Source organism: Nocardioides sp. zg-1228, from assembly GCF_017086465.1.
GTDB lineage: Bacteria > Actinomycetota > Actinomycetes > Propionibacteriales > Nocardioidaceae > Nocardioides.
The window spans coordinates 1717347-1741059 of the sequence record NZ_CP070961.1 but is presented as its reverse complement, the minus strand read 5'-3'; the positions used below and the strand labels follow the sequence as shown (position 1 = coordinate 1741059).

Genomic DNA, 23713 nt, shown 5'->3' with positions numbered 1-23713 from the left:
GGGACTACCTTCACCTCATGCGCATCGACGTCCTCAGCAAGGAGTACCCACCGGAGGTCTACGGCGGCGCCGGGGTGCACGTCGCCGAGCTGGTCCGCGCCCTGCGGGTGCTGCCCGACGTCGACGCCCGGGTGCGCTGCTTCGGCGCCCCCCGCTCCGAGGCCGGCACCACGGCGTACGCCGAGCCCGACTCGCTCGCCGGGGCCAACCCGGCGATCCGCACGCTCGGCGTCGACCTCGCGATGGTCGACGACTGCGACGGCGCCGACCTGGTCCACTCCCACACCTGGTACGCCAACATGGCCGGCCACCTCGCCGGGCTGATGCACGGCATCCCCCACGTCGTCAGCGCCCACTCGCTCGAGCCGATGCGGCCGTGGAAGGCCGAGCAGCTCGGCGGCGGCTACGCGCTGTCGAGCTGGGTCGAGCAGACGGCGTACGAGGGCGCTGCGGCCATCGTCGCGGTCAGCGCGGCGATGCGGGACGACGTGCTGCGCAGCTATCCGGCCGTCGACCCCGCCCAGGTGCACGTCGTGCACAACGGCATCGACACCACCGAGTGGGCGCCGCTCGACGACCCCGACCGGGTGCGCGAGCTGGGCGTCGACCCCGACCGGCCGAGCGTCGTCTTCGTCGGCCGGATCACCCGGCAGAAGGGCCTGCCGCTGTTCCTGCGGGCGGCCGCCGCGCTGCCCCCCGAGGTCCAGCTGGTGCTGTGCGCGGGCGCGCCCGACACCCCGGAGATCGAGGCCGAGGTGCGGGTCCTGGTCGAGGACCTCGCCGCCACCCGCTCGGGCGTCGTGTGGATCCCCGAGATGCTCCCCCGCACCGACGTCGTGGCGCTGCTGACCGCGGCGACCGTGTTCGCCTGCCCGTCGATCTACGAGCCGCTCGGCATCGTCAACCTCGAGGCGATGGCCTGCGAGACCGCCGTCGTCGCCACCGCGACGGGCGGCATCCCCGAGGTCGTGGTCGACGGCGAGACCGGGTGGCTGGTGCCGATCGAGCAGGCCACCGACGGCACGGGCACCCCCCTCGACCCCGAGCGCTACGTCGCCGACCTCGCCGCCGCGCTCACCGATGCCGTCAGCGACCCCGACCGCGCCCGCGCCTTCGGCGTCGCCGGCCGGCGGCGCGCCGAGGAGCACTTCAGCTGGGGCTCCATCGCCGCCCGCACGCTCGAGCTCTACCGCTCCCTGGTCTGACGGCAGTCGAGTCGGCGCATCCTGACCACGAGATCGAGTCGAGTCGGCGCACCCTGACCGCGACGTCGCGGCGAGTCGGCGCATCCTGACCGTCGTCCGCTCAACCTGACATGTCGTGGGCGTTAGGACGAGCCGACTCGACCCCGCCAGAGCGTCACAACGAGCCGACTCGATCCCGCCAGAGCGTCACAACGAGCCCACTCGACCCCGCCTGAGCGCCACGACGAGCCCACTCGTCAGCCGAGGACGAGGCCCGGGTAGAGCGGGTGCTTGTCGAGCATCTCGGCCGACCGCTTGGTGACGCGGTCGGCGACGCCGTCGCCGAGCACGTACGACGCCTTGCTGGGCCCGCCGGCCTTGGTGGTGCCTGCCCGGGTGTTGGCCAGCACGTCGACGATGAGCTCGGCCACGGTGTCGAACTCCTCGTGGCCGAAGCCGCGGGTGGTCAGGGCGGGGGTGCCGAGCCGGACGCCGGAGGTGTACCAGGCGCCGTTGGGGTCGGCGGGCACCGAGTTGCGGTTGGTCACGACGCCGGCCTCCAGGAGCGCGGACTCCGCCTGGCGGCCGGTGAGGCCGAACGACGACACGTCGAGTAGGACGAGGTGGTTGTCGGTGCCGCCGGTGACGAGGGTGGCGCCGCGGGTGAGGAAGCCCTCGGCCAGCGACTTGGCGTTGTCGGCGATGCGCTGCGCGTAGTCCTGGAACGCGTTGGTGCGGGCCTCCGCGAACGCGACGGCCTTGGCCGCCATCACGTGCGCCAGCGGGCCGCCGAGCACCATCGGGCAGCCACGGTCGACGTCGGCGGCGAACTCCTCCTGCGCCAGCACCATGCCGCCGCGCGGGCCGCGCAGCGACTTGTGCGTCGTGGTGGTGGTGATGTGGGCGTAGGGGACGGGGTCCTCCTCGCCGGTGAACACCTTGCCGGCCACCAGACCGGCGAAGTGGGCCATGTCGACCATCAGCACGGCGCCGACCTCGTCGGCGATCTCGCGCATCCGGGCGAAGTTGACCCGGCGCGGGTAGGCGGAGTAACCGGCGACGAGCACCAGCGGCTTGAACTCGCGCGCCTTGGCCGCGACCGCGTCGTAGTCGAGCAGCCCCGTCTCCGGGTCGGTGCCGTACTGCTGCTGGTGGAACATCTTGCCGCTGATGTTGGGCCGGAAGCCGTGCGTGAGGTGGCCGCCGGCGTCGAGCGACATGCCGAGCAGGCGCTGGTTGCCGAACTCGTGGCGCAGCCGCTCCCAGTCGGCCTCGCTGAGCTCGTTGACGTTCTTGGCCTGCATCTTCTCCAGGTAGGGCGACTCCACCTTGTTGGCCAGGATCGACCAGAACGCGACGAGGTTGGCGTCGATGCCGGAGTGCGGCTGCACGTAGGCGTAGGGCGCCCCGAACAGCTCGCGGGCGTGCTCCGCGGCCAGCGACTCGACGGTGTCGACGTTCTGGCAGCCGGCGTAGAAGCGGTGGCCGACGGTGCCCTCGGCGTACTTGTCGCTGAACCAGGTGCCCATCGTGAGCAGCACGGCGGGCGAGGCGTAGTTCTCCGAGGCGATCAGCTTGAGGGAGGCCCGCTGGTCGGCGAGCTCCTGCCGGGTGGCCTCCGCGACGCGGGGTTCGACCGAGGCGATGACCTCGAGGGCCTGGGAGTACGCACTGCTGATCAGGGAGTCCGTCATGGCGACAGCCTAGAGGCCGACCGGGCCCGGACCGCCCGCCACCCGCGCGCGCTGGACACCGCGGCACGGGAACCCCGGCGACGGGTGGCGCGTTGGACCCGCATGGCCCTCCCCTCTCCGTCCGACCAGGCCGAGCGGCTCGTCCGGCTCGGCGTCCACGACCTCTCCGGGACCGCCCCCGACCGGCTGCGGGGGGTGGCCGCCGGCGCGCCCTCCGGCGCGCTCCTGGTGACGTCGGCGCCCGCCTCGGCGCTGGCCCCGCTGCTGCGGCGCGGGGACCTGGCCGGCTTCGTCGTCAAGGACATGACCGACGTGGACGCGTTCGCCCCCGTCGAGGAGGTGCCACCGATGCCCTACGTCGCGATCGGTCTCGACCGGGGCGAGGCGTTCCTCGGCCGCACCCCCGCCGAGTCGGTGCCCGAGATCGTCGCCGCGGGCCGCTCGCCCCTCACCCTGGCCGAAGGCCTCCACTGGGTGCTTCAGGAGCCCGAGGTGCTGGAGCGCAACGCCTGCTTCATGGCGCCCGGCTCGCGACTGCGTCGCGCCAACGGGACGTACGACGCCCGCACCCCCGCGCTGTGGATCAGCAACGGCACCGGCCGCGACGGCGCCCAGCGCCGCGGCGCCACCAAGCTGGGCTGGTGCTGGTGGGGCAACCACCACACCTGGCTCGGCGTCGCCTCATGCGCGAGCCGCGGCTGAGGACTGGACCACCGGTGTGACCTGGGTCGCACTCCAGCCGCGCGGAGGCGTGACGCCCCGGGGCGCGTCTCACATCGTGGCGCTTGGTCTCGCGATACGAGATTCCGCCTTGTGGAACATCTGTCCAAGCCCTGAGACTTCTTGACATGGTCACCGCCTGCACCCACGCACACCTTGTGGTCCGACGTCATGTCGACCTCATGCGCGTGGGCAGCGCGACCTGTTGGCATCGCTGAACGCCGCCCAGCACATCCCCCTCCGCGCTCACCGTCGCGCGCGGCACCATCAGCGAACAGGACTCTCCTGACATGCCCGACCTCCGGTTCACGCCCCAGGCCGCCCAGCGCACCGAGATCCCGCGCCCCAAGCGCGCCGAGGGCCAGTGGGCGCTCGGCTACACCGAGCCGCTCAACAAGAACGAGCAGTCCAAGAAGGACGACGACCCGCTCAACGTGCGCGATCGCATCCTCCACACATACTCGCGCCGCGGCTTCGACTCGATCGACCCCGCCGACCTGCGCGGCCGCTTCCGGTGGATGGGCCTCTACACGCAGCGCGCTCCCGGCTTCGACGGCGGCAAGACCGCCCAGCTCGAGGAGGAGGAGCTCGACGACCGCTACTTCATGATGCGCGTGCGCACCGACGGCGCGGTCCTCGACGCGGCCGCCCTGCGGGCACTCGGCGAGGTGTCGACGGCCTACGCCCGCAACACCGCCGACATCACCGACCGCAACAACATCCAGTACCACTGGATCGAGATCGAGGACGTCCCGGCGATCTGGGAGCGGCTCGAGGCCGTCGGACTCAGCACGCTGGAGGCGTGCGGCGACAGCCCGCGACCGTTCCTCGGCTCCCCCGTCGCCGGCATCGCGAAGGACGAGATCATCGACGGCAGCGAGGCGCTGGCCGAGATCAAGCGCCGCGCGCTCGACAACCCGGAGTTCTCCAACCTGCCCCGCAAGTTCAAGACCGCGCTGACCGGGCACCCCAGCCACGACGTCGCCCCCGAGGTCAACGACGTGTCGTTCGTGGGCACCGTCCACCCCGAGCACGGCCCCGGCTTCGACCTCTGGGTCGGCGGCGGCCTGTCCACCAATCCCATGCTCGCGCACAAGCTCGGCGTGTGGATCCCCCTCGACGAGGTCGCCGACGCGTGGGAGGGCGTGGCCGGGATCTTCCGCGACTACGGCTACCGCCGGCTGCGCTCCAAGGCCCGCCTCAAGTTCCTCCTCGCCGACTGGGGCAAGGACAAGTTCCGCGAGGTGCTGGAGAACGAGTACCTCCACCGCGCGCTCGTCGACAACCCCTCCCCCGAGGCTCCCGTCACCCAGGGCGACCACATCGGCATCCACGAGCAGAAGGACGGGCGCTACTACATCGGCGCCGCGCCGGTGGTGGGCCGCATCGACGGCACCACCCTCACCGCGCTCTCCGAGGTGGTCGAGCGCCACGGCGCCCGCGGCGCCCGGCTCACCGCCTACCAGAAGCTGGTGGTGATCGGTGTGGCCGCCGAGGACACCGAGGCGTTCGCCGACGACCTGGAGCGGATCGGCCTCACCGCGCGCCCGAGCAACTGGCGCCGCTCCACGATGGCCTGCACCGGCATCGAGTTCTGCAAGCTCGCCATCGTCGACACCAAGGAGCGCGCCCGCCGCCTGGTCACCGAGCTCGAGAAGCGCTTCCCCGACCTCGACACCGCCATCTCGGTCAACGTCAACGGCTGCCCCAACGCCTGCGCGCGCACCCAGATCGCCGACATCGGCCTCAAGGGCCAGCTCGTCATGGACACCGACGGCCGCCAGGTCGAGGGCTTCCAGGTGCACCTCGGCGGTGCCCTCGGGCTCAACCCCGCGATGGGTCGCAAGCTGCGCGCCCACAAGGTCACCAGCGCCGGCCTCGACGACTACGTCTCCGCCGTCGTGTCGGCCTACCTGCGCGACCACACCGACGGCGAGCGCTTCGCCACCTGGGTCGCCCGCGCCGACGAGGTGCTGCTGCGCGGGGAGCCGGTGGCGTCCTGATGTCCGAGCGAGCCGTGCCCTTCCACTGCCCCTACTGCGGGGACGAGAACCTGTTCCCCCGCGAGGGCGCAGGCGCCTGGGAGTGCCGCTCGTGCCTGCGCAGCTTCACCGTGCAGATGACCGGGATGCTCCCGCACCCCGGCACCGACGGAGGCGCGCCGTGAGCCTCTCGACCCGCGCCGCCCGCGCGTTCAAGGGCACCCACACCGAGGGGCGTACGCCCGAGGAGCTGCGCGAGCTCGTCTCCCACGTCGGCGCCGAGCTCGAGCTCGCCCCCGCCGAGGTGATCATCGAGTGGGCCGTGGCGACGTTCGGCGAGCGGTTCGCCATCACCTCCTCGATGGGCGACGCCGTGCTGGCACACCTCGCCTCCACGGTGGCCCCCGGCATCGACGTGGTCTTCCTCGACACCGGCTACCACTTCCCGGAGACCATCGGCACCCGCGACGCCGTCGAGGCCACGCTGCCGGTCAACCTGCTGACCATCACGCCGGTCCAGAGCGTCGCCGAGCAGGACGCCGCGCACGGCACGGACCTCTACCGCACCGACCCCGACCTGTGCTGCGCGCTGCGCAAGGTCGCGCCACTCAACGAGGCCCTGTCGCGCTACGACGCCTGGGCCACCGGCCTGCGCCGCGCCGAGACCCACAACCGGGTCATCGCGCCCGTCGTCGGCTGGGACGCCCGCAAGGGCAAGGTCAAGGTCTCCCCCCTGGCCCGCTGGAGCGACGAGCAGGTGGACCGCTACGTCCTCGACCACGGCGTCCTGGTCAACCCGCTCGTCCACGACGGCTACCCGAGCATCGGCTGCCGGCCCTGCACGCGCCGCGTCGCCCCCGGCGACGACCCGCGCAGCGGGCGGTGGGCCGGCACCGGCAAGACCGAGTGCGGGATCCACGCATGACGTCACCCACGACCCTCGAGACCATCTCCCGCTCGACGCAGCGCGACAACGTCGTCCCGCCGCAGCACCACACCCTGATGCACCGCTCCACTCACGAACGGAGGCACGCCTGATGGCTGCTCCTGCTCTGGTTGCCCTGGCCCACGGAAGCCGGGACCCGCGTTCGGCCGCGACGATCAAGGCGCTCGTCGCCGAGGTCAAGGCGATGCGACCCGACCTCAAGATCGAGACGGCGTTCCTCGACCTCTCCAAGCCGAGCTTCGACACGGTCGTCGACCGGCTGGTGAAGGCGGGCCACGACGAGATCGTCGTCGTCCCGCTGCTGCTCACCGAGGCCTACCACGCCAAGGTGGACGTGCCCGAGGCCATCGCCGCCGCGATGGCCCGCCACGACGGGGTCCGGATCCAGGCCAGCCGCATCCTCGGCATGGAGGCCGCCTTCCTCGAGGTGCTCGACCTGCGCCTGCGCGATGCGCTCAAGGCCGCCCGGGTGCGTGAGCTCGACGCGCTGGTGCTGACGGCGGCCGGGTCGTCCGACCCGCTCGCCAACCAGGCGGTCGCCCGCATCGCCCGCACCTGGGGCGCGCGTCACCGGCTCCCGGTCACCGCGGCCTTCGCCTCGGCCGCTCCCCCGGCCGCCGGCGAGGCGGTGCGTGCGTTCCGTGCCGAGGGCAAGCGCCACGTCGCCGTCGCGTCGTTCTTCCTCGCTCCCGGCAGGCTGCCCGACCGGGCCACCGAGCTGGCCGTCGAGGCCGGTGCCGTGGCGGTCTCCGACCCGCTCGGGGCGCACCCGGCGGTCGCCCGCGCGATCCTCGCCCGCTACGCCGTGGGCGCCGTGGAGCTCGTCCCCGTCTGATCCGGCACGACGTCGTCGCGGTCGGTCGCTCGGGCGACCGGTCACCCGAGGTCAGGTGAGGTGCTTGAGCGCCTCGCGCCGCGACAGCCCGCTCAGCCGGTCGGCGTGGTCCTGCACGAAGGTGCGGACCCACGCCGGGTCGGTGCGCGCATGCTGTCGCAGCGCCCACCCCACCGCCTTGCGGACGAAGAACTCGCGCCCGTACGTCGTGTCATCGAGGTTGGCGACGAGCACCCGCTCCAGCAGGTCGGTGTCGGTCTGCTCGCCGTGGCGCAGCTGCGCCAGCACGGCCGTACGCCGCACCCACAGGCTGCCGGGGTCGACCGACCAGCCCTCGACGACCGGCGTGGCCGCACCCCGGTGGTCGAGCAGCACCTGGCCGACGGGCTGCGAGGCGATCTCGTCGACGACGTCCCACCAGGAGCCGAGCCGGACGAGGTGCTCGAGCAGGCGCAGCAGGTCGGGGTCGAGCCACGCGCGGTAGGCCGGGTCGCGCAGCAGCGCGACCGCGGCGTACCACTCCTCGCGGTGCTCGACGTCCTCGAACAGCTCGAGCACCGCGGCCTCCCACTGCGCCCGGTCGACGAAGCGGTGCTCGACCAGCAGGGGCCGCAGCAGGGCCCTGAGCTCCGGCGCCGTCAGGCCGGCGAACGGCAGCGCGGACTTCATGTAGGCCTGCTGCTGGGCCGCGCGCACCGGGTCGCCGGCCACGGCGAGGGCCGCGCGCACCGCACCGACGTACGTCATGGGCTAGCCGACGAGCCGCTCGCGCAGGTGGGCGAGCTGTCGCGCCGGGTCGGCGGTGAGACCTCCGTGCACCGGGCCCGGCTGCAGCACCGTGCTCCGCGGCGCCTTGAGGAACCCGAAGCGCTGCCCCAGCGACTGCCGGGCCGCCTCGCCGGCGCGCTCGTCGCCGCGGCACACCCGGTCGGCGAAGGTGAGGGCCTCGCACACGTGGTCGACGTCGATGCCGGGGTGGAGGGCGCGGAGCCGATCGGCGTCGACCGACCACGAGGCGTCGAGGTAGTCGGCGGCCTGGCAGTGCAGCACGACGCCGACGTTGACGAACTCCTCGCGCTCCGGGCGGGGCACGCACCGCAGCACGACGTACTGGTAGGCCATCCGGCGAGCGGTCATCGTGCGACCTCCGGCAGCCACTGGCGGGTGCCCAGGCGCGCGAGGAGGAACTCGACGTACGCCTCGCGCAGCGCACCGGGCGTCTCCGCGCCGGGCACCGGCTCCAGCCACACGTCGGGGACCGCGGCCAGCACGTCGACGAAGGCGTCCCGGTCGAGCCGGGCGGCGATCTCCTCGTCGAGCTCGCGCGCCCGGCCGGCGCAGGTCTCGAACACGTGGCCGGCGGCGTCCCACGGCTGCGCGGCGAACCGCGCCGGGTCGGTGACGCCCGAGCGCCAGCCGTGGTGGAAGTAGAGCGAGGCGCCGTGGTCGATCACCCAGAGGTCGCCGTGCCACAGCAGCAGGTTGGGGTTGCGCCACGAACGGTCGACGTTGGCGGTGAAGGCGTCGAGCCACAGCACCCGCGCCCCCTCGTCGTCCGCCGTGCCGACCTGGCCGTCGACGCCGAACGAGCCGGGCAGGAAGTCGATGCCGAGGTTGGGCCCGACGCTGGCGTTGAGCAGGTCCTGGACCTCCTCGTCGGCCTCGTAGCGCGCGAGCTCGGGGTCGAGGTCCAGCACGACCAGCCGCGGGGTGCGCAGGCCGAGGCGGGTGGCCAGGCCGCTGACGATGACCTCGGCGACGAGCACCTTCGCGCCCTGGCCGGCGCCGCGGAACTTGCACACGTAGGTGCCGAGGTCGTCGCCCTCCACGACGCCGGGCAGGCTGCCGCCCTCGCGCAGCGGGGTGACGTAGCGGGTGACCTGGACCGTCGGGAGGGGGCCGGTGACTGCGGTGCTCGTCACCGGACCGGTGCCTCCTCGGCGAGCCGCCGGATCTCGGCCGCGACGTCGAAGCGGGCGGCCGGCCAGTGCAGGTCGAGGCCGCGCAGGGTGTCGAGGAGGATGTGGGCGATCGCCAGGTTGCGATACCACTTCTTGTCCGACGGCACGACGTACCACGGCGCGGCGTCCGTGCCCGTGCGCTCGAGGGCGATCTCGTAGGCCTGGCGGTAGGCCGACCACATCGTCCGCTCGTCGAGGTCGCTCGTGTCGTACTTCCAGTGCTTGTCGGGGTTGGCCAGCCGCGCCGCGAGGCGGTCGTTCTGCTCGGCGGCGCTGATGTGGAGCATGCACTTGACGACCGAGACGCCCTCGTCGGTCAGCCGGGCCTCGAAGTCGTTGATCGCGCCGTAGCGGCGCTCGATCTCGGCGGGGTCGGCGAAGGAGCGGACGCGGCCGATGAGGACGTCCTCGTAGTGGGAGCGGTCGAAGACCCCGATGTAGCCGGCCTCCGGCAGCCCCTTCTCGATGCGCCACAGGAAGTCGTGCGCGAGCTCCTCCTCCGTGGGCGCCTTGAAGCTGGTGATGCGGATGCCCTGGGGGTCGACCAGGCCGATGGTGTGGCGCAGCACGCCGCCCTTGCCGCTGGTGTCCATGCCCTGGAGCACCAGCAGGATGCGCCGCTGGGAGCCGGCGGTGCGCTCGGCCCACAGCCGCTCCTGGAGGTCGGCCAGCTCGACCTGCATGTCGGCGAGCGCGGCCCTGCCGTCGGTCTTGGTGCCGTCGAAGCCGGGCGTGGCGTCGGTCGCGATCGTCGTGAGGTCGACGGGTCCGCCCGGCAGGCGGAGCGCGTCGGCGATGGCGGGTCTCATGGGGTCATCATGGCCCACCGGCGCCCGTACGACGGCGTACGCGTCAGTGCGCCATCGCGTCGGGATCCACGACCGGCGGCAGCACCGACCAGGGGAAGTCGATCCAGCGCTCGGTGACCCGCCACGAGTAGTCGGGTCGGATGACCGACTGGGGCTTCTCGTAGATGACGACCGTGCGCACCTCGGCGACGTGTCCCTCGCAGAACGCGTGGACGAGCTCCAGCGTGCGCCCGGTGTCGGCGACGTCGTCGGCCACCAGCACCTTCAGGCCCGACAGGTCGACGGCCGCCGGGGTCGGGGGGAGCATGATCGGGACGTCGAGGCGCTGGTCGACGCCGGTGTAGAACTCCACGTTGACCACGGAGATGTTCTTCACCGCCAGCGCGTATCCGAGCCCCATGCCGAGGGCGAGTCCGCCCCGGGCGATCGCGAGGATCATGTCGGGATGGAACCCCGAGTCGGCCACCTCCTGGGCCAGCTCGCGCGTCGCCGTGCCGAACAGGTCGTAGGTCAGGACCTCGCGCTCGCTCACGGCACCATCCCACCAGAGGCGGTCGCCCGTGGGAGAGGCGGGCCCGCAGCCCGGCCCCGGGTCAGAAGTCGGGGTGGGGCTCGTCGACCTCGGCTGCCCCGGCCAGCGCCTCGCGGACGACGGAGAACGCGAGGCCGGCGGGGTAGCCCTTGCGAGCGAGGAGGCCGGCCAGGCGGCGGGTGGCGACCTGGGGGTCGAGCCCTGCCATCGAGCGCAGCTTCTTGTCGACGAGCGCCCGGGCGGCGATGCGCTGGTCGTCCTCGTCGATCTGCTCGAGCGCGGCCTTGGCGTCGTCGTCGCCGACGCCCTTGCGCCGCAGCTCCTGGGCCAGGGCGCGTGGGGCGAGGCCGCGACTGCGGTGCCGGCTCTCCACCCACTGCCGGGCGTAGGCGGCGTCGTCGATCAGCCCGACCTCGGTGAAGCGGTCGAGCAGGCCGGCGGCGAGGTCGTCGGGCACGCCCCGCTTGGCCAGCTTGTCGGCCAGCTCCTGGCGCGAGCGCGCCTGCCCGGTGAGGGTGTCGAGGAGGATCCTGCGGGCCACCGCCTCGGGGTCGGCCTCGACCTCCGCGGCGGCAGCCTCCTCGCGGGCGAGCCTGGCCGCCTCGCGCTCCTCCCAGGTGCGGGTGCGTCCGCGACCACCCGAGCGACGGCCACCTCGACCCCCACCTCGATCGCTGCCGCGCCCAGCGCGATCGCCTCGGGCAGGGCGATCGGTGCCGGGCTCCGGGGTCTCGGCGCCGGTCCCGGTGGGCGTGGGTGGGACCTTCCCCACCCACGCCTCCACGCCGAGGCCGACGTCGCCGACCCACGACGGGGCCGGCCGGGTCTCCGGCCCGACCGCACCCGACGAGGGTCCGGATGCGGAGCCGGGCGCCCGGTCAGAAGTCATTGACCCCGATGGGCTCGTCGCTCAGGTCGTCGGCGGGCTTGTCGACGGCGGGAGTGACGCCCAGCTTCTCGAGGATGAGCTTCTCGATCTCGTTGGCGAGGTCGGGGTTGTCCTTGAGGAAGTTGCGCGAGTTCTCCTTGCCCTGGCCGAGCTGGTCGCCCTCGTAGGTGTACCAGGCGCCGGCCTTGCGGATGATGCCCGCCTCGACGCCAACGTCGATGAGACCGCCCTCGCGGCTGATGCCCTTGCCGTACATGATGTCGAACTCGGCCTGCTTGAACGGCGGGGCCACCTTGTTCTTGACGACCTTGACGCGGGTGCGGTTGCCGACCATGTCGGTGCCGTCCTTGAGCGTCTCGATGCGACGCACGTCGAGGCGCACCGAGGAGTAGAACTTCAGCGCGCGACCACCGGTCGTGGTCTCCGGCGAGCCGAACATCACGCCGATCTTCTCGCGCAGCTGGTTGATGAAGATGGCCGTGGTGCCGGAGTTGTTGAGGGCACCGGTCATCTTGCGCAGCGCCTGGCTCATCAGGCGGGCCTGGAGGCCGACGTGGCTGTCGCCCATCTCACCCTCGATCTCGGCGCGGGGCACGAGCGCGGCCACGGAGTCGATGACGATCAGCGACAGCGCGCCGGAGCGGACCAGCATGTCGGCGATCTCGAGGGCCTGCTCACCCGAGTCGGGCTGCGAGACCAGGAGCGCGTCGGTGTCGACGCCGAGCGCCTTCGCGTAGTCGGGGTCGAGCGCGTGCTCGGCGTCGATGAAGGCGACGATGCCGCCGGCCGCCTGCGCGCTGGCCACCGCGTGGAGGGCGACCGTCGTCTTTCCGGAGGACTCCGGACCGTAGATCTCCACGACGCGCCCGCGCGGCAGGCCGCCCAGGCCGAGTGCGACGTCGAGGGCGATCGACCCCGTGGGGATCACCTCGAGCGGGGCACGCGTCTCGTCGCCCAGTCGCATGACCGAGCCCTTGCCGAACTGCTTCTCCACCTGAGCGAGCGCGGCATCCAGGGCCTTCTCGCGGTCTGCACCAGCCATTGCAGTGTCCCGTCTTGTCGTCGTGTCGTGAGAGGTACGTCTGCGACGCTAGGGCGAGCCACCGACAGTCCCTGATCAGGACGGTCGAACGCTGTGGACAACCTCGCCCCTCGTCATACCTGTGGAAGCACAGTAGCCCGAACAGGTGTTCGATGTCGGCTCCGGGTGCGGCGTGTCGCGCCCGGTTCGTGAGTGGGCGGGGCGGGGTCGGGAGCAGGTCAGGCGTGGCGGTGGGTGAGGGTGCCCGCGACCAGCACCGCGCCCGCCAGCAGCGCGGCGAACATCGCGAGCACCGGATAGCCGAGCGAGCCGACGATGACGCCGGCGAGCGCGCCTCCCCCGGCGGCGGTGAGCGACATCGCCATGTCGGAGGTGCCCTGCACGTCGGTGCGCGCCTCGATGGGCGTGCGGTCGGCGATCACCGTCGACGCCGCGACGGTCGCGCACGACCAGCCGACGCCGAGCAGGAACAGCCCCGCGAAGATCTGCCACGACGTGCCCTGCGGCGACAGGCCGCACAGCGCGAGCGAGACCAGCAGCACGACTCCCCCGGCGACCAGGACCGCGGCGCGGCCGTAGCGGTCGGCGGCCCAGCCTACGAGCGGCGAGAAGGCGAACATGCCGAGCACGTGCACCGAGATCACGAAGCCGATGACCTCGAGGTGCGCACCGCCGTGCTCCATGTGGAGCGGCGTCATGATCATCACGGTGACCATGGCGGCGTGGGCGCAGGCCATCGCCACCACCGCGGCGCCGACCGCCGGCACGTCGCGTACGACGACGACGAACCGACGCCACGACCGCCCGCGCGGCTCGCGGTCGTCGGGCGCGGCGCCGGCCTCCTGCTGCGCGAGCAGCAACGGGTCGGGGCGCAGCCGCCACCAGACCCACCCCGCCGCGAGCACGAGGACGACGGCACCGATGGCGAAGCCGCCGGTCAGCTCGGGCACGCCGATCGACCGGGCGACGCTCGCGCCCACGCCGGTGAGGTTGGGCCCGGCGACGGCGCCGATCGTGGTGGCCCACACCACGACCGACAGCGCTCGGGCGCGGTGCTCCTCAGTGGCGAGGTCGGTGGCGGCGTAGCGCGAGCCGTTGTTGACCGCCGTCGTGGCGCCGAGCAGCACCGCGCCGAGCAGCAGCACCGCCATCGAGTCGACGACGCCGGCGACGACCGCCAGCACCGCGCCCGCCGCGCCCGCGAGGTAGCCGAGGACGAGCCCGACGCGTCGTCCGCGGCGTCGCATCACCCGCGCCAGGGAGTAGGCCGCCGCAGCCGTGCCGAGGACCTGGAAGGTCTGCGCGAGGCCGGCCATCGTCTCGCTGCCGGAGATGTCACGAGCCAGCAGGGAGGCCGTCGCCACGCCGATGGTCACGCCGACGGCGCCGACGGCCTGCGAGACGACGAGGGTGCGCACCGTGCGCCGCTGCACGTCGGCCACGGAGAGGCCAGCCTCCAGCCGGGTGGTCACCGCTCGCTGTCCGGGAGCTCGAGGTGGCGGCGCACCGCGGACCAGACCTGCTTGGGAGGGATGCCGGCGTCGAGCGCCTCGCGCGTCGTGCGCCCGTCGAGCTCGCGCACGACGGTCAGCTCGGCCCAGGTGCGCGAGTAGTCACGCCCGAGGACCTGGTCGAGCCGCGCCCAGAGCTCCGTGTGCCTCATGGGGACACCCCATCACGGACCGCCGACACCTCGAGCCACGACTCCGACCGCTTGCCCGAGATCTCGCCGCGCACCTCGACCTCGGCCCAGCCGGCACCGAGGACGACGGCGTGCAGGGCGTCGGCACGCCAGTAGGTGAAGTGGCGCCGGTGGCGGATCGACCCGTGCGTCGACCACCCCTCGCCGTCACCCTCCTTGAGGGAGATCCGCAGCAGCCCGCCGGGCCGGGTGACCTCGGCGAGGCGCCCGAGCACCGTCGGCAGGTCCGCCCGGGCGACGTGGAGCAGCGAGGCGTTGGCCCACACGGCGTCGTACGGGCCCTCCGGCGAGGTGAGGTCGTCGACGAGCGGGTCGAGGAGATCGGCCTGCCACCCCCGCTGGCGCAGGAGGTCGACGAAGCCCTGCGAGACGTCCGTACGCCGCACCCGCAGGCCGAGCTCCTCGATCAGCCGGGCGTCGCGACCCCCGCCGGACCCGATCTCCAGCACCCGGGCGCCCGGAGCCAGCCGGTCGACGAAGTCCTCGATGTCGGCACGGACCGAGGCCGGCATGACCGGTGACGCGTCGGCGTACGCCGCGGCGTCGAGGTCGTAGGCCCGGACCGTCTCGTTCACCCGAGCCCGGCCCCCACGTCGTGCAGGTGGTGCACGACGTCGTGCAGGTGGTAGGTGCCGAGGGAGGCGACGGTGAAGCGGTCGCCGTTGGAGCGCAGCCCGGGGCGGTCCGCGGCCGCGCCCGTCACACCGGCGTAGAGGTCGGCCACGTCTCCCGCCGCGCGCACCAGCTCGGCGGACACGACGGCCGGGTCCTGCCCGGCGTAGTCGCTCTCGACGGCGGTGGTGTCCTGGTCCCAGTTGGCGAAGGTCGGCTCGTCCTCGGTCAGCATCAGCCGCAGCCGCTCGCCGAAGAGCACGTGCACGTCACGGACGTGGCAGCCGTACTCCAGCGGCGACCACACGTCGGGCGCGGGCCGCCGGCGCGCGTCGCCGCGGGCGAGCGCCCGGGCCCACTCCGCGGCGCTCGCGCGCACCAGGTCGGGGAGGTCGGCCAGCCCCTGCGCTGCCGGGTCGAACCCGCACTCCGGGCACGACCGCTCCAGGACCCAGGTCCAGTCCTTGGTGTCGGGCGAGATGCTCATGCGTGCCATCCAACCAGCCGCCGGACGGGGGACAATGGCCGGAATGGACATCCGTCGCGCACTTCCCGCCGACCTTCCCGCCGTCGCGGCGATCTACGCCCGCGAGGCGCGCGAGGGCCATGCCACCTTCGACCTCGAGCCCCGGCCGATGGAGCTGTGGGAGGAGCGGCTGGCCGCCTCCGGGCCGCGCGACCACTTCCTGGTCGCCGAGCACGAGGGCGCCGTCGCCGGCTACGCCACCTCGTCGCCGTTCCGGCCCAAGCCGGCCTACTCCCACACCCGCGAGACCACGGTCTACGTCGCGCCCGGGCACCAGGGCCGCGGCGTGGGCCGGCGGCTGTACGACGCCCTGCTGGCGCGGCTCACCGACGACGGCGTGCACCTCGTCGTCGCCGCCGTCGCCCTGCCGAACGACGCGAGCCTCGCGCTGCACCGCGCGTGCGGCTTCGAGGAGGTGGGCGTGATGCGCGAGGTGGGCCGCAAGCACGACCGCTGGATCGACGTGGCGTGGATGCAGAGGGTGGTGGGCTGACCAGCGGTCAGCCCAGGCCGAGGCGCTGGGCGGACACCTCGCGCATCTCGACCTTGCGCACCTTGCCGGTCACCGTCATCGGGAGCTCCTCGACGACCATCACGTCACCGCGAGCGTAGGCGTCCATCGTCCGAACCCAGCCCGCCGGAGCGCCTCAGGTCAGCAGCAGCTTGTCGAGCCGGCGGCGCACGACGAGCAGCCCGACGATGCCCATCGCGACGAGGTAGACCACGGAGACGGCCGACTCCCAGGTCACCACGCCCGTGGTCAGCTCGCGGCACAGCACGACGCCGCGGTAGAGCGGGGTGGCCTCCACGACCCAGCGGAGCACACCGTCGCCGAACGCCTCGATGGGGAAGAACGTCGCCGAGAAGAGGAACAGCGGCATCTGCGCGAGCTGGATCTTGTCGAAGTCCTGCCATGACGTCATCCACGTCGTCAGGGCCATGCACACGGCCGAGAACGCGAACGCGATCAGGATCGCGGCCGGCAGGGCGAGGACGGCCCACCAGGTGTCGGTCAGGCCCATCAGCGCCATCACGACGAGGAACGCGGCGGAGTAGACCGAGCCGCGCATCAGGCCCCACGTGATCTCGCCGCGCGCGATGTCGCCGGTGGAGAGCGGCGTGGCGAGCATCTGGTCGTAGAGCTTCTCGTAGCGCAGCTTGAAGAACACGTTGTAGGTCGAGTCCAGCAGCGCGCCGTTGAACGCCGACGTGGCGAGCATGGCGGGTGCGACGAACTCGGCGTAGGGGATCGCCTCGCCGTGGAACTCGAAGGTGTCGATGAGCTTGCCGACGCCGATGCCGATGGAGAAGAGGTAGAAGACGGGCTCGAGGAAGCCGGTGATGAAGAGCTTCCACGCGTCCTTGTAGACGACGTAGTTGCGCAGCACCAGCACCTTGGTGGCGGCTGCGGGGGTGAGCGGGGCGGGGATCGGGTCGACGAGTGCCATATCAGACCTCCAGCCGACGGTCGAGGTGGCGCACGGCGAGGAACCAGCCGACGACGGTGAGCGAGACCAGGACCACGACGTGCACGGCGACGAGCGACCAGTCGACCTGGCCCACGCAGAACATCCGCGACAGCGAGACGCCGTGCCACAGCGGGGTCAGCCGGGCGAGCCACTCGAGCACCGGGCCGAGGTTGCTGATCGGGAAGAACGCCCCGGAGAACAGCGTCAGCGGGATCACGCCGAGGCGGAACAGCAGGCCGAACCCCTCCTCCGACCGCAGCCGCGCGCTGTAGGCGAAGACCAGGGTGGCGAAGGCGCAGCCGACCAGCACCTGCGACACCCACGCCAGGATCGGCCCCCACCACGTGGTGAAGACGCCGAACGGCGCGAGGACCAGCATGAAGACCGCGCAGGCCGAGGCGACCCGGAACACCACGAACGCGACGAAGGCGTTGACCAGGTCGCGCACGGCGAGCGGCGTGGCCAGCTGGGCGTAGAAGGTCTTGTGCCACTTGATGGCCCCCATGACGGGGTACGTCGACTCGTTGACCGCGATCGTCATGGCGTGCGAGGCGACGAGGCCGGGGACGACGAAGGCGAGGTAGGACGTCGCGCCGTCGAGCCGGTCGGGGTCGGCCTCGATGAAGCCACCGAGCAGCACGCCCATCGCGACGACGTAGAGCAGCGGCGTGAGGAAGCTGCTCACCACTCCCCCGCGCCAGGTGCGCTTGAGGACGGTGAGCCAGTAGTCGTACTGGCGGGCCATGCCCTCCCACGCCGACAGGGCGCCCGTCGGCGCCGGTCGGGCGGTGGTCACGGCGGCGCCGTCGGGGGCCGTGTGCGGTGTCGTCACGTCAGTCCGCCAGGCTCCGGCCGGTGAGGCGCAGGAAGACGTCCTCCAGGGTGGAGCGGCGCACCAGCGTCGCGATGGGGTGCAGGCCGCGGTCGATGACGGCCGCGACGACGTCCTCGCCGTGGTCGCTGTAGACGAGCAGCCGGTCGGGCAGCACCTCGACGCGCTCGCCGAGGTCCTCGATCTTCTCCGCGAGGGCCTCGTGCTCGCCGACCCCGAAGCGGAGCTCGGCCACCTCGCGGGTCGAGTGGGCGTCGATGAGCTCGCGCGGCGACCCCTCGGCCGCGATGCGCCCCTTGTCCATCACGACCAGGCGGTCACACAGCTGCTCTGCCTCGTCCATGTAGTGGGTGGTGATGACGAGGGTGACGCCGGCCTGCTTGAGCCGGAAGAGCTGGTCCCACAGGACGTGACGCGCCTGCGGGTCGAGACCGGTGGTCGGCTCGTCGAGCAGCAGCAGGTCGGGCCGGTTGATGAGGCTGCGGGCGATGGTGAGCCGGCGCTTCATGCCGCCCGAGAGGTTCTCGACCTTCGCCTTGGCCTTGTCGGTGATCTGCGCGAACTCGAGCAGCTCGTTGGCCCGCTCGCGGCAGGTGGCCCGGTCGATGCCGAAGTAGCGGCCGTAGATGTAGAGGTTGTCGAAGACGTTGAGCTCGTTGTCGAGCGTGTCCTCCTGCGGGCAGACGCCGAGCCGCCCGCGGATGGCCGGGCCGTCGGTGGCGGGGTCCATGCCGAGGATCCGCAGCTCGCCGCCGCTCACCGGGCTGACCGAGGCGATCATCCGCATCGTGCTCGACTTGCCCGCGCCGTTGGGGCCGAGGAAGCCGAACGCCTCGCCCCGGCGCACCTCCACGTCGATGCCCTTGACGGCTTCGAAGTCACCGAAGGACTTGCGCAGTCCCCGCGCCGAGATCATCGCTTCTGTCACAGGGGTCGACCCTAGAACAGCACGGGCCCGCCCGACCAACCCGTCACCCACAGGTCGCGCCTCCGGGCCCGCTGCTCGACGCCTGCCGCGGCCGCGTCGGGGTGCGCCGAACGCCGCACGGTGCGCTCCGGCCGGACCTAGGGTGGGGCCGTGGACGAGGCATGCGTCGAGCCCGTGTCGCCGGAGGCTCCGGCCCTGGCGGGCACCGTGATGATGAGCCAGCAGTGGCGCGACCTCACCTTCCTCCACTGGGCGCTCGACCCCGCCGACGTGGCCCGCCGGATGCCGCCCGGGGTCCGGCCCGACACGTTCCGGGGGCGGACCTACGTCGGGCTCGTCCCGTTCCGCCTGGTCGACGCCGGGGCGGGGCGGGGTCCGGCGGTCCCGTGGCTGGGCACCTTCCTGGAGACCAACGTGCGCCTCTACTCCGTCGACCGCACCGGGCGGCGCGGCGTCGTCTTCCTCGCCCTCGCCGCCGAGCGGGCCGCGGTGGTGCTCGGGGCCCGCTCCGCCCTGGGCCTGCCCTACCGCTGGGCGCGGATGCGCCACCACCGCGACGGCGACGTGCACACCTACGACGCGCGCCTGCGCGGGGCCGGTGCGCGGCCGGCCAGCCACGTCGTCGTACGTGCCGGAGCGCAGCGCGCGCCCACCGACCTCGACCACTTCCTCACCGCCAGGTGGGGACTCCACACGCGGTGGTGGGGACGCACCCTCCACGTCCCCAACCGGCACGAGCCGTGGCCGCTGCACGACGCCGAGGTGCTCGCTCTCGACGACGAGCTGATGGCGTCGCTGGGGCTCCCGGGCCTCGCCTCGCGCCCGCCCGACCACGTGGCCTTCAGTCCCGGCGTGCACGCGGACTTCGCGCTACCGGGCGACGCGGCCCGCCCGCGTCCGCGCTGACGCCTCTTGGCAGGCCGGGCGGGCCGGCGGAAAGATGTGGGACACCGATGTCGAAGCGCGTCGCGCCCGTTCGACGTACGTGCGAGAACACACCGACCCGCACACAGGAGGAGCGATCACGATGCCGCGTTTCATGGGATTCGTCAGGATGGAGGAGAACATCGACATGCCGCCGCAGTCGTTGTTCGACGCGATGGACGTCTTCATCGGCGAGCGGGCCGCCAACGGCTCGTTCCTCGACGGGGGCGGGCTCTACGGCACGGAGGACGCCGTCAACTTCGTCGTCCGCTCGGGCGAGGTGACCCGCGTCGACGGGCCCTACGCCGAGGGCAAGGAGGTCGTCGGCGGCTGGTCGCTGATGGAGTACGCCAGCCTCGAGGAGGCCGTCGCCGACCAGCGCCTCTTCGCCGAGCTGCACGCCAAGCACTGGCCGGACGCCACCGTCGTGGCCACGCTGCGCCAGGTGTCGGAGGGCCCTGAGGCCCCCGGCGACTGAGTCGGGACCGCACTACGCTGGCCGCGTGCCGGCAGGGACGACGTACGACGACCCCTCGGGGCCCCCGGGGCCCGACGGGGTCGTGATCGCCACGTGGCGGGCCGAGTCGGCCCGCCTCGTCGGCGCCCTCACCCGGATGACGCGCGACGTCGACCTCGCCGAGGACCTCGCGCAGGACGCGCTCGTGGCCGCGCTGGAGCAGTGGCCGGTGTCCGGCGTCCCGGACAACCCGTCGGCGTGGCTGATGACGACGGCGAAGCGCCGCGGCGTCGACCACTTCCGGCGTGCCGACACGCTGCGGCGCAAGGTCGCCGAGCTCGAGCACGCGCGGGGCGGGGAGGAGGCACAGGTGCCCGACCTCGACGACCAGGTCGACCACATCGAGGACGACGTGCTGCGGCTGGTCTTCCTCTCCTGCCACCCCTCGTTGACGCCCGAGTCGCGTGCCGCCCTCACCCTGCGCCTGGTGGGCGGGCTCACCACGGCCGAGATCGCCCGCGGCTTCCTCACCAGCGAGTCGACGCTGGGCCAGCGGATCTCGCGCGCCAAGCGGACGCTCGCCGAGGCCGGCGCCGAGCTCGAGCTGCCCACCGGCGCCGAGCGGACGGCGCGACTCGACGACGTGATGGCCGTGGTCTACCTGATCTTCAACGAGGGCTACACCGCCACCGCCGGCAGCGACTGGATGCGCCCCGACCTGGCGGCCGAGGCCACCCGGCTGGCCCGGATGCTCGCCGACCTCGCCCCCGACGAGCCCGAGGTGCTTGGCCTCCAGGCGCTGCTGGAGCTGCAGGGGTCGCGCACGGCCGCCCGCCTCTCCCCCGACGGCACGCCCGTGCTGCTCGACGACCAGGACCGCACGCAGTGGGACCAGCTGATGGTGCGGCGCGGGCTCGCCGCCCTGCGCGCCGCCTCCCGCCTGGCCGCCGGCGGCGCGCCGGTCGGCCGCTACTTCCTGCAGGCCTCCATCGCCGCCGAGCACGCGAGCGCCGCGCGGGCCGAGGACACCGACTGGACCAGGATCGCGGCGTTGTACGACGTCCTGGCACAGGCGGTGCCCGGACCGGTCGTCGAGGTCAACCGGGCCGTCGCCCACGGACGGGCCCACGGCCCCGCGGCCGGGCTGGCGGTGCTGGCCGCCGTCGACCCGTCGGCGCTGGGCGCCTCACCGCTCCTGCCGAGCGTGCGGGGCGACCTGCTCGAGCTGGCCGGGCGGCACGCCGAGGCGGCCGTGGCGTTCACCCGGGCGGCCTCGCTGACCCGCAACGAGGGTGAGCGCCGGGTGCTGCTGCGGCGGGCCGCGGGCAACGAGGCACGCTCCGCCGAGTGACCCCGGCCCGGCGAGGGCGTTCCGCTGGAGCGCCCACCGGGACATGATGGGACGACCCGGCGTTCGGACGATCGGGCGTTCGGACGATCGGGCGTTCGGACGATCGGGCGTTCGGACGATCCGGGTGGGAGGCGCCATGACGAGCGACGCACCGGTCTCCCGACGCGCGCGCCGACGAGGCCGAGGCCGGTTCGTCCTCGCCGACCTCGCGCGGCTGCTGGCCACCTGGCTGGTCTCCACCCTCCTCCTGTGGCTGGCTGACGCGCTGCTCCCCGACCTCGAGGCCTCCTCACTCGGGAGCCTGGCGGCGGTCGCGGCGGTCAGCGGTGTCGTCGGCTCGCTGGTGCGTCCGCTGCTGGTGGAGGTCGGCGTCCGCCTCGGCTGGCTGACGGTGCTCCCGCTGGCCTTCTGCGCCCAGGGGGTGGTGCTGCACGTCGCGATCCTCCTCGTCCCGGGGATCACCGCGACCTGGCCGGCCGCCTTCTGGGCGAGCTGGGTGTCCGCCGCCGGCGCGACGATCGCGGCCTACGTCCTGACCGCCGGCACCGACGAGTCGCTCACCACCGCCCTCGCCCGTCGGGGCCGGCCGGTGCGGCCGACCGACCCGGAGGTCGACGGCCTGGTCGTCGTCCAGCTCGACGGGGTGCCGTTCCCGGTGCTGCGCTGGGCCGTCCAGGCCGGCGGGGTGCCGACGATCCGCCGGTGGGTGACCACGGGCGCCTACCAGCTCCGCGAGTGGACCCCCCAGCTGCCGTGCACCACCCCGGCCAGCCAGCTCGGCCTGCTGCACGGCACCGTCGCCGGCATCCCGGGCTTCCGGTGGTACGACCGCGAGCTCGGCCGCGTCCTGGTCGCCAACCACCCCGGCGACGCGCGCATCATCGAGGAGCGCGCGAGCGACGGCCGCGGCCTGCTCTGCGAGGACGGCGTCTCGATCTCCAACCTCTTCTCCGGCGACGCGGACAACGCGCTGCTGACGATGAGCCGGGCCAGCCCCCGGGTCGGCTCGGCCCAGACCAGGAGGGCGTTGGCGTGGTTCATGCTCACCCCCACGGGCTTCTCCCGGAGCCTCACCCGCACGCTCGGCCAGGTGGCGAAGGAGCGCTGGCAGGCGCGCGCCCAGGTGCGGCACGACCTGGTGCCCCGCGTCCCCAGGAGCTGGACCTTCGCGCTGCTCCGGTCCGTCACCAACGGCCTGCTGCGCGACCTCAACACCGCGCTGATCGCCGAGGAGATGCAGGCGGGGCGCAAGGTGATCTACGTCGACTACGTCGACTACGACGAGGTCGCGCACCACGCCGGTCTCTTCCGGCACGAGTCCCTGGACGCCCTCGAGGGCCTCGACCGGGTGCTCGGCAACCTGGAGCTGCTCGCCGCGCACGCCGCCCGCCGCTACCGCCTGGTCGTCGTCTCCGACCACGGCCAGGCCCAGGGCCAGCCGTTCGCCGACCGCCACGGCGTGGACCTGCCGACCCTCTGCACCCGGCTGATGGGCGAGGACGTCCACGACTTCGAGGAGACCGACGAGGGCTGGGGCAGGGCCCACGCGCTGGTGCAGGACATCGGTGAGGAGGGCGTCGCGGGCCGGCTCACGGCTCCGGCCCGACGCCGGGTCGAGAGGGAGGGCGAGGACCGCGACGGCAGCCGTGCTCCGGACCGCCCGACCACCCGGCCCGTGGTCCTGGGCTCGGGCAACCTGGGACTGTTCTACGTGCCGGGCCCGACCCGTCAGAGCCTGGACGCGCTCACGGCTCGCTGGCCGCGCCTGCTCCCCGGACTGAGCAAGCACCCGGGCGTGGGGTTCATCGCCGGGATCGACGACCACGGGGTCCCCTGGGCCCACGGCGACGGCGGCCGGGTCGACCTGGCCTCGGGCGCCGTCACCGGCACCGACCCGTTGGCCCGGTTCGGCGAGCACGCCCGGCGGGTGCTGCTGCGGGCGGTGCTCGACCCGCGGGCCCCCGACCTCTACGTCAACAGCTCGGTGGACGACCACACCCTCGACATCGCGGCGTTCGAGGAGCTGGTCGGTGCGCACGGCGGCCTGGGCGGATGGCAGGACAGTGCGGTCCTGCTCGCGCCGCAGGACCTCGCCGGCTCCGTGCCGGAGCGCGTCGAGGGCGCCGAGCAGCTCCACCAGGTCCTGCTGGGGTTCCTCCGGCAGTCCGGCCAGCGCCTCGAGTCCGGGCCGCCGCACCCCGCCGTACCCGGCGGCGAAGGCCGACTTGGCGGGGAAGTCTGACACTTGGAGGGGGTTGCAACGGCCTCCAAGTGTCGGAGTCCCCGCTCGAGCGGGGACTCCGACAGCGCCCGGCTCC

General features: G+C 73.0%; 26 protein-coding genes. 11 read left to right on the top strand and 15 right to left on the bottom strand.

Going from position 1 to position 23713, the window contains the following annotated elements; translation table 11 throughout:
- Window positions 1-17: 17 nt before the first annotated feature.
- Complete coding sequence (glgA, locus tag JX575_RS08315) at window positions 18-1205, top strand: glycogen synthase (RefSeq protein WP_186341973.1); 1188 nt, start codon at window positions 18-20, stop codon at window positions 1203-1205.
- Window positions 1206-1441: 236 nt separating this feature from the next.
- Here glgA and JX575_RS08310 read toward each other — a convergent pair whose 3' ends face one another.
- Window positions 1442-2878: a glycine hydroxymethyltransferase gene (locus JX575_RS08310; RefSeq protein WP_186341972.1), complete on the bottom strand. Its 1437-nt coding sequence runs from the start codon at window positions 2876-2878 to the stop codon at window positions 1442-1444.
- Between the two features lie 102 nt (window positions 2879-2980).
- Here JX575_RS08310 and JX575_RS08305 point away from each other — a divergent pair, with 102 nt between their 5' ends.
- From JX575_RS08305 to JX575_RS08285, 5 genes are all read left to right on the top strand, one after another.
- Window positions 2981-3580: a DUF5701 family protein gene (locus tag JX575_RS08305; RefSeq protein ID WP_186341971.1), complete on the top strand. Its 600-nt coding sequence runs from the start codon at window positions 2981-2983 to the stop codon at window positions 3578-3580.
- Between the two features lie 308 nt (window positions 3581-3888).
- On the top strand, window positions 3889-5601 hold the full coding sequence (locus tag JX575_RS08300; RefSeq protein ID WP_186341970.1) for a nitrite/sulfite reductase: 1713 nt from the start codon (window positions 3889-3891) through the stop codon (window positions 5599-5601).
- Window positions 5601-5765: an Insertion element protein gene (locus JX575_RS08295; protein WP_186341969.1), complete on the top strand. Its 165-nt coding sequence runs from the start codon at window positions 5601-5603 to the stop codon at window positions 5763-5765. Before JX575_RS08300 ends, JX575_RS08295 begins: the two co-directional genes overlap by 1 nt.
- Complete coding sequence (locus tag JX575_RS08290; RefSeq protein ID WP_186341968.1) at window positions 5762-6505, top strand: phosphoadenylyl-sulfate reductase; 744 nt, start codon at window positions 5762-5764, stop codon at window positions 6503-6505. Before JX575_RS08295 ends, JX575_RS08290 begins: the two co-directional genes overlap by 4 nt.
- 112 nt (window positions 6506-6617) lie before the next feature.
- Window positions 6618-7361, top strand: a complete 744-nt coding sequence (locus JX575_RS08285; RefSeq protein WP_186341967.1) for a sirohydrochlorin chelatase — start codon at window positions 6618-6620, stop codon at window positions 7359-7361.
- A gap of 51 nt (window positions 7362-7412) precedes the next feature.
- Here the strand turns inward: JX575_RS08285 and JX575_RS08280 are convergent, their stop codons facing one another.
- The 11 genes from JX575_RS08280 to JX575_RS08230 all read right to left on the bottom strand — a co-directional run bounded on the left by JX575_RS08280 (window position 7413) and on the right by JX575_RS08230 (window position 15395).
- A complete protein-coding gene (locus tag JX575_RS08280; protein ID WP_186341966.1) occupies window positions 7413-8108 on the bottom strand; it encodes a DNA alkylation repair protein in 696 nt (231 codons plus the stop codon).
- A gap of 3 nt (window positions 8109-8111) precedes the next feature.
- Window positions 8112-8498 carry a DUF3037 domain-containing protein gene (locus JX575_RS08275; RefSeq protein WP_186341965.1) on the bottom strand — a complete coding sequence of 129 codons (387 nt, stop codon included), beginning with the start codon at window positions 8496-8498 and terminating at the stop codon, window positions 8112-8114.
- On the bottom strand, window positions 8495-9283 hold the full coding sequence (locus JX575_RS08270) for a HipA family kinase (protein ID WP_186341964.1): 789 nt from the start codon (window positions 9281-9283) through the stop codon (window positions 8495-8497). Before JX575_RS08270 ends, JX575_RS08275 begins: the two co-directional genes overlap by 4 nt.
- Entirely contained in the window at window positions 9280-10131 is an 852-nt protein-coding gene (locus JX575_RS08265; RefSeq protein WP_186341963.1) for a PPK2 family polyphosphate kinase, read from the bottom strand. The genes JX575_RS08270 and JX575_RS08265 overlap by 4 nt, the downstream gene beginning before the upstream one ends.
- A gap of 43 nt (window positions 10132-10174) precedes the next feature.
- Window positions 10175-10663, bottom strand: coding sequence for a phosphoribosyltransferase family protein (locus tag JX575_RS08260; RefSeq protein WP_186341962.1), 489 nt, complete (start codon window positions 10661-10663; stop codon window positions 10175-10177).
- 61 nt (window positions 10664-10724) lie between these two features.
- Window positions 10725-11552 (bottom strand): regulatory protein RecX, encoded by an 828-nt coding sequence (locus tag JX575_RS08255; RefSeq protein WP_186341961.1) that lies wholly within the window; start codon window positions 11550-11552, stop codon window positions 10725-10727.
- Window positions 11542-12594, bottom strand: coding sequence for a recombinase RecA (recA, locus tag JX575_RS08250; protein WP_186341960.1), 1053 nt, complete (start codon window positions 12592-12594; stop codon window positions 11542-11544). Before recA ends, JX575_RS08255 begins: the two co-directional genes overlap by 11 nt.
- Window positions 12595-12812: 218 nt before the next feature.
- The gene (locus tag JX575_RS08245) at window positions 12813-14036 is read right to left on the bottom strand and encodes an MFS transporter (protein ID WP_241005391.1); all 1224 of its coding nucleotides are present in this window, start codon (window positions 14034-14036) and stop codon (window positions 12813-12815) included.
- A 26-nt stretch (window positions 14037-14062) separates the two neighbouring features.
- Window positions 14063-14257 (bottom strand): DUF3046 domain-containing protein, encoded by a 195-nt coding sequence (locus JX575_RS08240; protein WP_186341959.1) that lies wholly within the window; start codon window positions 14255-14257, stop codon window positions 14063-14065.
- Window positions 14254-14871: a class I SAM-dependent methyltransferase gene (locus JX575_RS08235; RefSeq protein ID WP_206054561.1), complete on the bottom strand. Its 618-nt coding sequence runs from the start codon at window positions 14869-14871 to the stop codon at window positions 14254-14256. Before JX575_RS08235 ends, JX575_RS08240 begins: the two co-directional genes overlap by 4 nt.
- Window positions 14868-15395, bottom strand: coding sequence for a DinB family protein (locus tag JX575_RS08230; protein ID WP_186341958.1), 528 nt, complete (start codon window positions 15393-15395; stop codon window positions 14868-14870). Before JX575_RS08230 ends, JX575_RS08235 begins: the two co-directional genes overlap by 4 nt.
- 43 nt (window positions 15396-15438) lie before the next feature.
- Here JX575_RS08230 and JX575_RS08225 point away from each other — a divergent pair, with 43 nt between their 5' ends.
- Window positions 15439-15927, top strand: coding sequence for a GNAT family N-acetyltransferase (locus tag JX575_RS08225; RefSeq protein ID WP_206054560.1), 489 nt, complete (start codon window positions 15439-15441; stop codon window positions 15925-15927).
- A 154-nt stretch (window positions 15928-16081) separates the two neighbouring features.
- Here JX575_RS08225 and JX575_RS08220 read toward each other — a convergent pair whose 3' ends face one another.
- Genes JX575_RS08220 through JX575_RS08210 form a run of 3 tightly spaced genes read right to left on the bottom strand, consistent with a single transcriptional unit; the run spans window position 16082 to window position 18651 of the window.
- A complete protein-coding gene (locus tag JX575_RS08220) occupies window positions 16082-16882 on the bottom strand; it encodes an ABC transporter permease (RefSeq protein WP_186341956.1) in 801 nt (266 codons plus the stop codon).
- 1 nt (window position 16883) lies between these two features.
- Window positions 16884-17735: an ABC transporter permease gene (locus JX575_RS08215; protein WP_241005390.1), complete on the bottom strand. Its 852-nt coding sequence runs from the start codon at window positions 17733-17735 to the stop codon at window positions 16884-16886.
- Between the two features lies 1 nt (window position 17736).
- Window positions 17737-18651 (bottom strand): ABC transporter ATP-binding protein, encoded by a 915-nt coding sequence (locus JX575_RS08210; RefSeq protein ID WP_186342299.1) that lies wholly within the window; start codon window positions 18649-18651, stop codon window positions 17737-17739.
- A 162-nt stretch (window positions 18652-18813) separates the two neighbouring features.
- Here JX575_RS08210 and JX575_RS08205 point away from each other — a divergent pair, with 162 nt between their 5' ends.
- The 4 genes from JX575_RS08205 to JX575_RS08190 all read left to right on the top strand — a co-directional run bounded on the left by JX575_RS08205 (window position 18814) and on the right by JX575_RS08190 (window position 23637).
- Complete coding sequence (locus JX575_RS08205; protein ID WP_241005389.1) at window positions 18814-19569, top strand: DUF2071 domain-containing protein; 756 nt, start codon at window positions 18814-18816, stop codon at window positions 19567-19569.
- Window positions 19570-19702: 133 nt separating this feature from the next.
- Entirely contained in the window at window positions 19703-20065 is a 363-nt protein-coding gene (locus JX575_RS08200; protein WP_241005388.1) for a YciI family protein, read from the top strand.
- A gap of 25 nt (window positions 20066-20090) precedes the next feature.
- Window positions 20091-21395, top strand: coding sequence for a sigma-70 family RNA polymerase sigma factor (locus JX575_RS08195; RefSeq protein WP_241005387.1), 1305 nt, complete (start codon window positions 20091-20093; stop codon window positions 21393-21395).
- A gap of 136 nt (window positions 21396-21531) precedes the next feature.
- The gene (locus JX575_RS08190) at window positions 21532-23637 is read left to right on the top strand and encodes an alkaline phosphatase family protein (protein WP_186341954.1); all 2106 of its coding nucleotides are present in this window, start codon (window positions 21532-21534) and stop codon (window positions 23635-23637) included.
- Window positions 23638-23713: the final 76 nt, after the last annotated feature.

Bases quoted from the DNA above. Each gene is read 5' to 3' on its own strand.
- glgA (WP_186341973.1), top strand. From the start codon at position 18: ATGCGCATCGACGTCCTCAGCAAGGAGTACCCACCGGAGGTCTACGGC.
- JX575_RS08310 (WP_186341972.1), bottom strand. From the start codon at position 2,878: ATGACGGACTCCCTGATCAGCAGTGCGTACTCCCAGGCCCTCGAGGTC.
- JX575_RS08305 (WP_186341971.1), top strand. From the start codon at position 2,981: ATGGCCCTCCCCTCTCCGTCCGACCAGGCCGAGCGGCTCGTCCGGCTC.
- JX575_RS08300 (WP_186341970.1), top strand. From the start codon at position 3,889: ATGCCCGACCTCCGGTTCACGCCCCAGGCCGCCCAGCGCACCGAGATC.
- JX575_RS08295 (WP_186341969.1), top strand. From the start codon at position 5,601: ATGTCCGAGCGAGCCGTGCCCTTCCACTGCCCCTACTGCGGGGACGAG.
- JX575_RS08285 (WP_186341967.1), top strand. From the start codon at position 6,618: ATGGCTGCTCCTGCTCTGGTTGCCCTGGCCCACGGAAGCCGGGACCCG.
- JX575_RS08280 (WP_186341966.1), bottom strand. From the start codon at position 8,108: ATGACGTACGTCGGTGCGGTGCGCGCGGCCCTCGCCGTGGCCGGCGAC.
- JX575_RS08275 (WP_186341965.1), bottom strand. From the start codon at position 8,498: ATGACCGCTCGCCGGATGGCCTACCAGTACGTCGTGCTGCGGTGCGTG.
- JX575_RS08265 (WP_186341963.1), bottom strand. From the start codon at position 10,131: ATGAGACCCGCCATCGCCGACGCGCTCCGCCTGCCGGGCGGACCCGTC.
- JX575_RS08255 (WP_186341961.1), bottom strand. From the start codon at position 11,552: ATGACTTCTGACCGGGCGCCCGGCTCCGCATCCGGACCCTCGTCGGGT.
- recA (WP_186341960.1), bottom strand. From the start codon at position 12,594: ATGGCTGGTGCAGACCGCGAGAAGGCCCTGGATGCCGCGCTCGCTCAG.
- JX575_RS08240 (WP_186341959.1), bottom strand. From the start codon at position 14,257: ATGAGGCACACGGAGCTCTGGGCGCGGCTCGACCAGGTCCTCGGGCGT.
- JX575_RS08230 (WP_186341958.1), bottom strand. From the start codon at position 15,395: ATGAGCATCTCGCCCGACACCAAGGACTGGACCTGGGTCCTGGAGCGG.
- JX575_RS08225 (WP_206054560.1), top strand. From the start codon at position 15,439: ATGGACATCCGTCGCGCACTTCCCGCCGACCTTCCCGCCGTCGCGGCG.
- JX575_RS08220 (WP_186341956.1), bottom strand. From the start codon at position 16,882: ATGGCACTCGTCGACCCGATCCCCGCCCCGCTCACCCCCGCAGCCGCC.
- JX575_RS08210 (WP_186342299.1), bottom strand. From the start codon at position 18,651: ATGATCTCGGCGCGGGGACTGCGCAAGTCCTTCGGTGACTTCGAAGCC.
- JX575_RS08200 (WP_241005388.1), top strand. From the start codon at position 19,703: ATGGGATTCGTCAGGATGGAGGAGAACATCGACATGCCGCCGCAGTCG.
- JX575_RS08190 (WP_186341954.1), top strand. From the start codon at position 21,532: ATGACGAGCGACGCACCGGTCTCCCGACGCGCGCGCCGACGAGGCCGA.